Here is an 11,405-nt window from a genome sequence, read left to right as displayed (position 1 = left end):
CTGTCACCACGAGCAGGTCCCGGCATGACCGCGCGCGGCCTGATGATCGCGGCGCCGCGCTCGGGCAGCGGCAAGACCACGGTAGCGCTCGCCCTCATCGCCGGGCTGCGCCGGCGCGGCGTCGAGATGCGCGCAGCCAAGGCCGGCCCCGACTACATCGATCCCGCCTTCCACGCGGCAGCGTCCGGCCACGACAGCCTGACGCTCGATAGCTGGGCGATGCCGCCTGCCCTGCTGGATGCGACGCTGGGTCGGGCGGCCAAGGATGCCGAGCTGCTGGTGGTCGAGGCGTCGATGGGCCTGTTCGACGGGGTCGAGGGATCACCCGGGCGGCGTGGCCGGGGCGCCGACCTGGCTGCGCGGTTTGGACTACCAGTGGTGCTGGTGCTCGACGTGTCCGGCCAATCGCAATCGGTTGCCGCCGTGGCGCACGGGTTCGCAACGTTCGATCCGGCGGTGCGCGTGGCCGGGGTGATCCTCAATCGCGTCGGTTCGCCGCGCCATCATGCCGGCGCCGCGTCCGCGCTGCGCGACGCCGGCATCGCCGTGCTCGGCAGCATTCCACGCGATGCCGCGCTGGCGCTGCCCGAGCGGCATCTCGGCCTGGTGCAGGCGCGCGAACACGGCACGCTGCCGGCGTTCCTCGACACGCTGGCGGCCATGGCCGAGCGCGACCTCGATCTCGGCGCGATCCTTGGTCTGGCGGCGCCATCGCCAGGCCCGGCCGACACCGCAGCCGGCCCGGCCATCCCGCCGCCGGGACAGCGGATCGCGGTCGCCGACGACGCCGCCTTCTCGTTTCTCTATCCGCATCTGACCCATGCGTGGCGGCATGCCGGCGCCGAGCTGATCCGGTTCTCGCCGCTCGCCGATCAGGCGCCGCCGGACGATTGCGACTGCTGCTGGCTGCCCGGCGGGTATCCCGAGCTGCACGCCGGCGCGCTCTCGGCAGCGACCGGCTTCCGGAACGGCCTCGCCCGGTTCGCGACCACGCGCCCGGTACATGGCGAGTGCGGCGGCTACATGGTGCTGGGCCAGGCGCTCACCGATGCGGCCGGCATCGCCCATCCGATGGCCGGGCTGCTCGGGCACGTCACCTCATATGCGCAGAGGCGCATGCATCTCGGCTACCGCGAGGCGACGTTGCTGGCTGATACCCCGTTGGGCGCGCGCGGCCGGGTGCTGCGCGGCCACGAGTTCCACTACGCGAGCGTCACCGACCCTGGCGACGATGACGCGCTGGCCGACCTCGCCGACGCGAACGGCACCGCGCTCGGGCCCGCCGGTGGCCGGCGCGGACACGTATCCGGATCCTTTTTTCACGCCATCGCCCTGCAGGATGCATGACCGAATTTCGTGACCTCGATGAACTGCGCCGTACCTGTCTGGATCTGCCGGGAGGCGATACGGAGGCCTCTACATCGGCGCTGACCCGGCAGGCCACGCTGACCAAGCCGCCCGGCAGCCTGGGCAGGCTGGAAGAGCTCGCGGTCTGGCTGGCCCGTTGGCAGGGCCGGTCGATCCCCCGCCTGGACCGTGTCGAGATCGTGATCTTCGCCGGCAACCATGGCGTCGCCGCACAGGGGGTCTCGCCCTATCCGCCCGCCGTGACCGCGCAGATGGTCGGCAACTTCGCGGCCGGTGGGGCGGCGATCAACCAGCTAGCCCGGATCGCCGGCGCCGGGCTCCGCGTAGTACCGGTCGCTGGGCTCGATCCGACCGCGGACATTACTCTTGCGCCCGCGATGACCGGGGCGGCTTTCCTGTCCGCGGTCTCCATCGGTTTCTCGGCAATCGAACCCGGCATCGACCTGCTGTGCCTCGGCGAGATGGGGATCGGCAACACGACGGCCGCGGCCGCGCTGGCGGCCGGGCTGTTCGGCGGCGACGGCGCTGCCTGGGCCGGTCGCGGAACCGGGCTCGACGATGCCGGCCTCGCCCGCAAGGCACGGGCGATCGATGCGGCCCTGGCCCTGCATGCAGCGGCGCAGGACGATCCGATTGCTGTCGCGCGCTGCCTCGGCGGGTACGAGTTGGCCGCCATCTTCGGCGCGGTGCTGGCGGCACGGCTGCATCGCATCCCGGTGTTGCTGGACGGCTTCGTCTGTACGGCCGCCGCCGCCCCCCTGGCCCGGTTGAACGCCGGAGGGCTCGATCATGCGCTGGTATCGCATCGCTCGGCCGAGGCCGGCCACGGCGCGCTGGCGGCGGCGCTGGGCAAGACGCCGTTGCTCGACCTGGGCATGCGCCTGGGCGAGGCGTCCGGTGCGGCGCTCGCGGTGCCGATCCTGCGCGCGGCCTGCGCCTGTCATGCGGGAATGGCCTCGTTCGCCGAGGCAGGCGTGTCCACCGCATCGTGAGCGACACGGGCGGCCATCTCCGTGCGATCGGCGCCGACCTTGCGGCCGGCTTCGGGCTGCTGACGAGGCTGCCGGTGGGCTGGCTGGTGCCGGGCGACGTGCCGTATCGTCCCGGCCGCGCCGTATGGACCTATCCGCTTGCCGGTCTGCTGGTCGGCGGCGCCGAAGCTGCCACGCTGACCGCCTGCCGCAATTTCGGCCTTCCGCCCGTGGTCGGTGCCGGCTGGACGCTCGTGGTTGCCGTCGTGCTGACGGGTGGCCTGCATGAGGATGGACTGGCCGATACCGCGGACGGTTTCGGTGGCGGACGCACCAGGGAGCACAGGCTCGAAATCATGCGCGACAGCCGCATCGGCAGCTACGGCGCACTGGCGCTGATGCTGTCGCTGCTGATCCGCGTGTCCGCGCTGGCGGCCATACCGGCAGACCGTGCGGTTATGGCTTTGCTGGTGATCGGCGCGCTGTCGCGCGGATCGATGCTGGTCGGGCTGGCTTTGCTGAAGCCGGCGCGCACCGACGGCCTGAGCCGTGGCCTCGGCCGGATTTCGCCGAGCGCCCTGGCGTTCGGCGGCATCATCGCGCTTGCATCGAGCCTGATGCTGACGCCGTCGCACGCAGTCGCGGCGATCGCCGCTTCAGCTGCAGTCGCGGTGATCGTGTGCGCCTCGGCCCAACGCCGTATCGGCGGACATACCGGCGACGTGCTGGGAACAGTCTGCGTCGCCGTTGACTGCGTGCTCCTGACCCTGGCTGCGGCCGGCTGAACGGGCGCCGCATCCGCCCATCCTCGCAGTGTCCAGAACGTGTTCAATCAAGACTGCATCCTCTGATGACAGCGCAACCATCCAGGCATACCGTTCCCGAAAGAAAATCGGGATACGTCCATGAAGCTTACGACAACACGGTCCGCATCGCTCGTTCTAGCTGCGGCGATGATGATATCCCCGTTTGCGGCGAACGCCGACGAAACGGCACTGGCACCGCGCAAGGTTCCGGCAAAGACCTTGCAGGTGCCGACGGCGGATATCAGCCCGGGGATGCAGAAGTTCATCGCGGCTCCGCTCAACCCCGCCTGGAACAACCAGTTCAGCACCGGCGCCGAGTGGCGCAAGTTCGCCGATCATCAGGCCATCAAGATCAACGCCGGCATTCCGGACATGATGCAGCGGATGAACGTGAAGATGGAGCGTTCGACGATCGACGGCGTCAGGGTCTACACCATTACGCCCAACGAGATCGCGCCCGAGAACCGTAACCGGGTTTTGATCCATGAACATGGTGGCTGCTACGTTCTGTTCCCCGGCGAAACGGGCGCTACCGAGGCCATCATGATGGCCGGGTTCGGCCACATCAAGGTGATCATGCCCGACTACCGCATGCCGCCCGAAGCGTATTTTCCGGCCCCGATCGACGATGGGATCACGGTCTACAAGTCGTTGCTGAAGACGATGAGCCCCAAGAACATCGGCATCTTCGGCACCTCGGCCGGCGGTGCGCTGACGCTGGAAATCACGCTTCGGGCCAAGCAATTGGGGCTTCCGCTACCGGGCGCCCTCGGGTCTGGCACGCCGATGTCCGATGCGACGATGGTCGGCGACAGTTTCTACACCAACAAGCTCGTTGACAACGTTCTTGTCTCGCCCACCGGTTTCTGCCAGGCCGCCACAGTCGTGTATGCGAAAGGGCATGACCTGAAGGACCCGCTCCTATCCCCCGTCTATGGCGACATGCATGGTTTCCCGCCGACAATCCTGACCACCGGCACGCGTGACCTGCTGCTCAGCAACACCGTGCGAGTACATCGCGCGCTGCACCGCGCGGGCGTGGAGGCCGACCTGGAAGTCTATGAAGGTCAGTCGCACGCGCAGTATCAGTTCGACGACCGCGTGCCCGAAGCGAAGGAAGCCTTCACGGAAATCGGGGCGTTCTTCGACAAGCATCTCGGCAAGTAGGGCGCTGTAACGAAAGTAGGGTGGAGGATGCTTGCGTGCCTCCACCCGTTGAAAAACGCTCCGTCGGTCAGCGGATCGACTGGCTGGAGAGGTCGATGACCCTGCCGGCGTCGTCCTTGCGGATCAGGTTCGGGCCTGTCGCGACGTCGCCACTTGGGATCAGGCCGTAGCGCGCCTTCTGCGCCAGGAAAAGTACCGGCAGGTAGCCTTGCAGATACGGCTGCTGATCCACCGTGAACAACGCCTTGCCTTTGGCAATGTCGTCCAGGAAGCCGGGTGACAGGTCGAAGCAGGCGACCTTGACGCGGCTCGCGAAGCCGCCTTCGGCAACCGCTGCCACCGCCGGCTCGCCGACCAGCACGGCGTTCAATCCGATGATGCTGTCCACTGATGAATCCGAGCGAAGCGCCGCCTCGATCTTGGATTTGGTGGTGGCGGGATCGGTGTCGACCGGCACCACCTTCACGGAACCGCCGAAGCCCGCGGCGAAGCCCTGGCAGCGCTGGTCGAGGGCTACGTTGCCGACCTCCTGGTTGACGCACAACGCCTTCTTGCCGCCAGCCGCGGCCATGGCCTTGCCGGCGGCGCGTCCGGCCTCGACCTCGTCCTGCCCGACATTGAGAAGGGCACCGACCTTGTGACCATTGGCGGGGGTTCCGTTGGTGGTGATGACCGGAATGCCTTGCGCGACTGCGCGTCCGATCGGGCCGGACAGCGCGTCCGCATCCGGAACGGTGGTGACCAGGCCGTCCGGACGCTGGTTGACGGCCGCGGTGATCAGATTGGCCATCTGGGTCATGTCGAAATTCTGCGGCTGCCGGATCTCCAGGTGCACGCCCATCTGCTTCGCCGCATCCTGCGCGCCGCGCTTGATGACGTTGTGGAACGGATCGGCAGCCTGCCCGTGATCGACCAGGATGATGTTGATGGTCTTTTCCGCTGCCTGTGCGGCTCCTTGCGGCGCGGCGACCATGAGGGCGCAGGCGGCAATCAGCGATACCGATGCCAGAAGAGTTCTCGGTCGGCTCATGATGTTTCGTCCCTGTCCTGATTTGATTTTGTTGGCGACGTTTTTCTTGAAGCTCCGTAGCCCGCTCGCAGGCGTTGTCTTGCGCCTGGACAGTATCGGGTCGTCTTCCGCAGCGTCCTGGCCGGCCCGGGGGCATCCGCACCCGCGAACCGGGTGGTCCTGTAGAAATTATGGCCCTCTCGCCGGTCGTTGCCGTTGTTCGAGCCGAGCACCTTTTGCTGGAAAATGGTTTCCATCCCGGCAGCTATAGGTATTTATCGTTCATAACTCTCGATCCGCCAGGCGTCCACTACCTTGAAATTAGAAAGTCTCGCTTATATTGACGTCCAGACGGAACAAGATCATGCAATGGGACCGGAAACCGGCGGCACTGCCTCTGCTCTCCGGCTCGCGGCGGCCGATCGGGCAGGATTTGCGAAGGTCCATGCCGGGCTAACGGAAATCGGGAAAGCGATGTCCATGACGCAATCCGACTTCGACCTTGCTGTCTGCGCCGAGATGGTATTTCGGTCGCTCCCGGTCATCGAACGCGTCAGACGGATCCACGCGCTCGGCTTCCAGGTCGAGATCTGGGACTGGACGCGGCACGACATTGCCGCCCTGGCCGCCAGTGGCGCACGCTTCTCGTCGATGACCGGTTATGTCACCGGGCGCCTTGCGGATCGGGACGGCGCGGACGAACTGCTGCGGACAGCCGAGCTGTCGATCCCGGTCGCCAAGGCGCTTGGAATACCGCGCCTGAACCTGCATGGCACCGGCTTGGACGGACAGGGCCTGCCTGTTACCCCGTGCCACGCCGTAACGGGCGGGATGTGGATGACGGCGCAGTCGACCTTGCATCGGCTGGCCGACTTGGCAGCCCGGCATGACATCATGTTCGTGCTGGAAAACCTCAATGCCGCAGTGGACCATCCCGGCGTGCCGTTCGGACCGGCCGAGGATTGCCTGGCGCTGATACGCGGCGTGGACAGGCCCGAGGTGCGATTGATGCTCGACCTGTACCATGCACAGATCGGAGAAGGGAACCTGATCGCGCTGCTGCGCCGGGCGCTCCCCTATATCGGCGAAATCCAGGTTGCCGACGTGCCGGGACGCTGCGAACCGGGCACCGGCGAGATCAACTATCCGGCGATCCGGCGATCGCGCGGGAACTACGGACATTGGGATATCGCGGCACGATCGGCCTGGAAGCCTGGGCGTCGGGCGATGACGAACTGGCGCTGCAGCGTTTCCGCGAGGCCTTTGCCGCACCGGTCGTGCCGGATGAACCACGTCACTCTGCTCGGCACTTCGGACGTCCGGACCAGGCTGTCCGATACTAGGCCTTTGTTAATCGCCTGCCGGTTCGAAAACGGACTAAGACCCACGCAGCATGCAACGATCCCGTCATCGCGCGAGATCATCAAATGTCGCTGCTTGCCGACCCGTTACCGACACGAACTCAAGTCGTCCCATCGCTGGCGCCGGTGCCAGAAGGCTCGGCACCTCTCGGCGCAACATCGGCCCGAGCAGGCGCAACGGGCCACCGTGCGAAACGATGACACAGTCACGCGCGTCCGCCAGGATATCTGCACACACCGCCTCGACGCGACGGACCAGCATGACACCACTCTCGCCACCGGGTGCCGCAAAACCCATAGGGTCGGCGGCCCAGAGATCGAGCGAGGCGCGTGGAACATCGTCCCAGTCGAGGCCGTCCCACTCGCCGAAATCGAGTTCGATCAGGCGCGGATCGACATGGACCGGAATAGCCAGCAGCCCGGCCAGTGCCTGCGCCGGCAACAGGCAGCGCGACAGCGGACTGGTCCGTACCATCGATGGCCGCATGCCCGCCAGAGCCGTCAGGTAAGACGGCAAGGTCGCCTCCCACCCGTCCAGCAACGTCAGGTCCGCGCGACCGTAACAGCGGTTCGGGAGCGCACGCACCGGCGGGTGACGCAGCAGCGCCACCCGGAACGTCACCGTCCGGTCGTGGTCAGTCCTCGTAATGCGCGGCGACCAGCCGATCGAGCAGGCGCACGCCGAACGCGGTGGCGCCCTTCGGCACCCCCGGCGCGTCCTTCGACGACCAGGCGGTGCCGGCAATGTCGAGATGCGCCCAGGGCACATCGCCGACGAAGCGCTTCAGGAACTGCGCCGCAGTGATCGAACCGCCCGGACGGCCACCGATGTTCTTCATGTCGGCGATGTCGGAGCGCAGGCTCTTGTCGTACGGCTCGCCCATCGGCATGCGCCACACCTTCTCGGAAACCGCCAGGCCGGCCTCGGCCAGCCGCACCGAGAGTTCGTCGTTGTTGCTGAACAGGCCTGCATGCTCATGGCCGAGTGCCACGATGATCGCACCGGTCAGCGTCGCCAGGTTGACCATCGCGCGCGGCTTGAAGCGGTCCTGCGCGTACCAGAGCACGTCGGCCAGGACCAGCCGGCCTTCGGCGTCGGTGTTCAGCACCTCGATGGTCTGGCCGGAGGCGCTCTTCACCACGTCGCCAGGCCGCATCGCACGGCCGGACAGCATGTTCTCGACCAGGCCGACCAGCCCGACCGCATTCACCCGCGCCTTGCGGCCGGCGAGGGCCGCCATCAGCCCGACCACCGTGCCGGCGCCGGCCATGTCCCACTTCATGTCTTCCATGCCGCCAGCCGGCTTGATGCTGATGCCGCCGGAGTCGAACGTCACGCCCTTGCCGACGAAGGCGATCGGCGGCTCCTGGTTCTCCGGAGCGCCGTTCCAGCGCATCACCGCCATGCGCGCCGGCAGGTCGCTGCCCATGGCCACGCCGAGCAGCGCGCCGAACCCGAGCTCGGCCATCTGCTCCGGGTCGAATATCTCGATCTCGAGGCCGAGCGAGGACAGGGCGGCGATCCGGTCCGCGAATACCGCCGGGGTCAGGATGTTCGCCGGCTCGCTGACCAGGTCGCGGGTGATGAACACGCCGTGTGCGATCGCGGCCAGTTCCGGCCAGGCCGCCTGCACGCTGTCCAGCGAGGAGGCCAGCACCGACAGGTGGGCGAGGCGCGGCTTCTCCTCGGGCTTCTGCGTGGTCCGGTACAGCCCGAACCGGTAGCTCGCCAGCACTGCCCCAAGCGCCGCATGCGCCGCAAGTTCGGGGGCGAGCCCGTCGATACCCAGGGCGCCGATGGTGCTTGTCTTGAGGGCGTTCCAGGCAGCACTGCCGGCCGCTTCCGCCGCCGAGACGTCGAGCTCGCTGCGCTTGCCGAGGCCGATCACCACGATGCGCGACAGGCCGGCGCCAGGCCCCGGCAGAACGCAGCTCTTGCCCTTGCCGAAGCTGAACTCGGCCGCCTCGAGACCGCGGGAGACGGCGCCCTGGGTCGCTTCGTCCGCCTGCAGATACAGCGCCGGCCGCTCGCCATCCTCGGGCACCAGAAGAACGAGGGCACCCTTCTCGGGCAACGTGGCAGCGTGAAAATCTATATCCAGCATAAGGGCGCTCCGGCTCCGGCGTGTAGCCGCATGACGTCAGGATCGATCACCAATATTATCAGCCGCGTGTGTTGGCGCCGCAACCCAGGGCGTGTCCGATCCGGCCACGGCTTGGCAACCGCCTCGACGATCCCCTAATCGGGTCACATGAACCCTCTCCGAACTGCGAACGCCGTGCCGACCGACGACGAGGCATTGCTGGCCCTGGCGGCCGAGCTCGCCGGGCAGGCCGCCCGGATCATCCTGGACATACGCAGCCGCGGGTTCGAGACGCTGATCAAGGACGATGCCTCCCCCGTCACCGAGGCCGACCACCAGGCCGAGACGCTGATCCTGGCCGGGCTCAGGGCCGGCTCCAGCATCCCGGTCATCGCCGAGGAGGAAGCGGCGGCAGGCCTCGTGACCGAGCCCGGGCCGGAATTCTGGCTGGTCGACCCGCTCGACGGCACACGCGAATTCGCGTCCGGACGCGATGACTTCACCGTCAATATCGGACTGGTGCGGAACGGCCTCGTCGTACTCGGCGCCGTGGCCTTGCCGGCCTATGGCGAGCTGTATCTCGGGCGGGTAGGTCATGGCGCCACTCGCCGCGATCGCGATGGCGAGGTGGCGATCCATGTTCGTCCGCCGCCGGAAGCCGGGCTGTCCGTGCTGGCCTCCCGGCACTACGCCGACGACCCGCGGCTCCTCGAATATCTGGGCCATCAGCGGATCGCCACCATCGGCAATATCGGCTCGGCGGCGAAGTTCGTCCGGGTGGCGGAGGGACGAGCCGACCTCTACCCGCGGCTCGGCCGCACCATGGAATGGGACACCGCGGCACCACAGGCGGTGGTCGAGGCGGCCGGCGGCAGCGTCACGCTATTCGAGGGCGGCCCGCTCCGCTATGGCAAGCCCGGCTGGGAAAACCCGTTCTTCATCTGTCGCGGCGGCGTTTCCGGCATCTCGGACGACTGACTGTCGATGAGGCACGCGTGGATGCTGCCGACTCGTCGTCCGAAATGGTAATGGTACGGTATGCGACACCCGGCTGCGCAAGACCCTGAGAGAGTGACGACCGAGCGGCTCGATGCCGACACGGCGGGAATCGTGCGTGCCGCCCATCTGCTGGGCCAGGGCCGTCTGGTCGCGTTCGGCACCGAGACTGTCTACGGGCTCGGCGCAGATGCCACCGATGCGCGCGCGGTGGCCGCGGTGTTCGAGGCCAAGCACCGGCCCGGCTTCAATCCGCTGATCGCCCATTTCACGGATGCCGAAGCGGCGTTCGCCGAAGCAGAGCCCTCCAACCTGGCCCGCCGCCTGGCCGATGTATTCTGGCCGGGGGCGCTGACCATGGTGCTGCCGCGGCGCGCGTCGAGCACGGTATGCGCGCTGGCCTGCGCCGGCCTGCCGACCCTGGCGGTCCGCGTTCCCGGCGGCGAGACGGTGCGGGAGATGTTGCGCATGGTCGGACGGCCGGTGGCGGCGCCCTCGGCAAACCCGTCCGGCGGTGTCAGCCCGAGCACCGCCGATCACGTCATGGCCGGTCTCGGGGGGCGCATCGACGCGATCCTGGATTGCGGACCCTGCGGTGTCGGCCTGGAAAGCACGGTGCTCGACCTTGCCGGCGATACGCCCACCCTCCTGCGCCCCGGCGGCATCTCCGTCGAGGCGATCGAACTGGTTATCGGACCGGTGCGGCGTCTGGCGCCGGCCGGCCTGCCCGCGTCCCCGGGGATGCTGGCATCGCACTACGCGCCGTCGCTGCCGGTCCGGCTGGATGCCGCCGGTGCCGGGCACATGGAAGCGCTGCTGGCGTTCGGTCCCCTGCCCGGAACCACGAGGCAGCAGACGCTGGTCTGGAACCTGAGCCCGGGCGGCGACCTCCACGAGGCGGCGGCGCGGCTGTTTTCCGGGCTGCGCCACCTCGACGACGAGGGCCGGCGGCGGGGCCTGACCGGCATCGCGGCGATGAGCATTCCGTCCGACGGGCTCGGCCTGGCCATTCGCGACCGGCTGCAGCGCGCGGCGGCACCTCGCCCGCGACATCTTCGCCATGCAACCGGCTGACTGGTCATGATGCGCGAGCAGATCGACCCGAAGGAGCTGAAGACACTCTCGGACATCCTGGCGCTGGTGCTCGAGGACCAGCCCGGCCAGGCCGCGAGCGCGCTGGAAGCGGTCAGGGCCCGCGCCCGGCGCAATGGCATCACCGGCGGGGCGCTGAAGAACCTGTTCGTGGCGATCGCGCCCAATCCGTCATCGAGCCTCGCCGGCCAGGCCAAGCCGGTGGTAAAGCCGCGTGCACCGCGGGCCGGCAGTGCCGGTGCCACCGAGATCCAGGCGGCACGGACCCGGATTTCCCAGCTCACCGCCGACATCAACAAGCTCGATCTCGACCTGCGCGGCGCCAGTGCCCGGATCGAGGCGCTACGGTCCGAGCTGCACCTGACCCGGCAGGCGCGTGCCGAGGCGCAGCAGGCTCTGTCCGCATCGCAGGTGCTGGTGCCGAAGCGAATGCTGTTGCTGCTGAGCGCGCTGTGCGGCCTGTTGATCGGCGTGGCCGGCACCAGTGCGTTCGTGATGCTGGACCACACGCCGCCGGCGTCCGAGTCGAGCTTTCTCCGCTAGGCAGTCCC

General features: G+C 68.0%; 11 protein-coding genes and 1 pseudogene. 9 read left to right on the top strand and 3 right to left on the bottom strand.

The features are described 5' to 3' along the window. Positions 1-24: 24 nt before the first annotated feature. The 4 genes from HN018_RS05885 (at position 25) to HN018_RS05870 (ending at position 4,312) form a co-directional block, all read left to right on the top strand. Positions 25-1,347 carry a cobyrinate a,c-diamide synthase gene (locus HN018_RS05885; protein ID WP_171834628.1) on the top strand — a complete coding sequence of 441 codons (1,323 nt, stop codon included), beginning with the start codon at positions 25-27 and terminating at the stop codon, positions 1,345-1,347. Further along, positions 1,344-2,360, top strand: a complete 1,017-nt coding sequence (gene cobT, locus HN018_RS05880) for a nicotinate-nucleotide--dimethylbenzimidazole phosphoribosyltransferase (protein WP_171834627.1) — start codon at positions 1,344-1,346, stop codon at positions 2,358-2,360. Before HN018_RS05885 ends, cobT begins: the two co-directional genes overlap by 4 nt. Further along, on the top strand, positions 2,357-3,124 hold the full coding sequence (gene cobS / locus HN018_RS05875) for an adenosylcobinamide-GDP ribazoletransferase (RefSeq protein ID WP_239479046.1): 768 nt from the start codon (positions 2,357-2,359) through the stop codon (positions 3,122-3,124). The genes cobT and cobS overlap by 4 nt, the downstream gene beginning before the upstream one ends. Positions 3,125-3,397: 273 nt before the next feature. Next, positions 3,398-4,312 carry an alpha/beta hydrolase fold domain-containing protein gene (locus HN018_RS05870; RefSeq protein ID WP_204259685.1) on the top strand — a complete coding sequence of 305 codons (915 nt, stop codon included), beginning with the start codon at positions 3,398-3,400 and terminating at the stop codon, positions 4,310-4,312. 67 nt (positions 4,313-4,379) lie between these two features. Here HN018_RS05870 and HN018_RS05865 read toward each other — a convergent pair whose 3' ends face one another. Next, entirely contained in the window at positions 4,380-5,342 is a 963-nt protein-coding gene (locus tag HN018_RS05865) for a substrate-binding domain-containing protein (protein ID WP_171834626.1), read from the bottom strand. A 348-nt stretch (positions 5,343-5,690) separates the two neighbouring features. On the opposite strand from HN018_RS05865, the pseudogene HN018_RS29365 reads away from it, so the two are divergent. Next, a pseudogene (locus HN018_RS29365) lies at positions 5,691-6,422 on the top strand (TIM barrel protein); the annotation flags it as partial. An 80-nt stretch (positions 6,423-6,502) separates the two neighbouring features. Next, entirely contained in the window at positions 6,503-6,664 is a 162-nt protein-coding gene (locus tag HN018_RS28430; protein ID WP_204259684.1) for a hypothetical protein, read from the top strand. Between the two features lie 64 nt (positions 6,665-6,728). Here the strand turns inward: HN018_RS28430 and HN018_RS05855 are convergent, their stop codons facing one another. Both HN018_RS05855 and HN018_RS05850 read right to left on the bottom strand, forming a co-directional pair. Further along, entirely contained in the window at positions 6,729-7,304 is a 576-nt protein-coding gene (locus HN018_RS05855) for a histidine phosphatase family protein (RefSeq protein ID WP_171834625.1), read from the bottom strand. A 13-nt stretch (positions 7,305-7,317) separates the two neighbouring features. Next, a complete protein-coding gene (locus HN018_RS05850; RefSeq protein ID WP_171834624.1) occupies positions 7,318-8,787 on the bottom strand; it encodes a leucyl aminopeptidase in 1,470 nt (489 codons plus the stop codon). Between the two features lie 147 nt (positions 8,788-8,934). Between HN018_RS05850 and HN018_RS05845 the strand changes: the two genes are divergently transcribed. The 3 genes from HN018_RS05845 to HN018_RS05835 all read left to right on the top strand — a co-directional run bounded on the left by HN018_RS05845 (position 8,935) and on the right by HN018_RS05835 (position 11,397). Next, positions 8,935-9,744 carry a 3'(2'),5'-bisphosphate nucleotidase CysQ family protein gene (locus tag HN018_RS05845; protein ID WP_171834623.1) on the top strand — a complete coding sequence of 270 codons (810 nt, stop codon included), beginning with the start codon at positions 8,935-8,937 and terminating at the stop codon, positions 9,742-9,744. A 93-nt stretch (positions 9,745-9,837) separates the two neighbouring features. Next, positions 9,838-10,836 carry an L-threonylcarbamoyladenylate synthase gene (locus HN018_RS05840; protein ID WP_408886757.1) on the top strand — a complete coding sequence of 333 codons (999 nt, stop codon included), beginning with the start codon at positions 9,838-9,840 and terminating at the stop codon, positions 10,834-10,836. A gap of 9 nt (positions 10,837-10,845) precedes the next feature. After that, complete coding sequence (locus tag HN018_RS05835; protein WP_408886785.1) at positions 10,846-11,397, top strand: hypothetical protein; 552 nt, start codon at positions 10,846-10,848, stop codon at positions 11,395-11,397. The last annotated feature ends 8 nt before the right edge of the window (positions 11,398-11,405 follow it).

The organism is Lichenicola cladoniae, from assembly GCF_013201075.1.
Lineage (GTDB): Bacteria > Pseudomonadota > Alphaproteobacteria > Acetobacterales > Acetobacteraceae > Lichenicola > Lichenicola cladoniae.
This window is presented reverse-complemented; position numbering and strand designations above follow the sequence as displayed.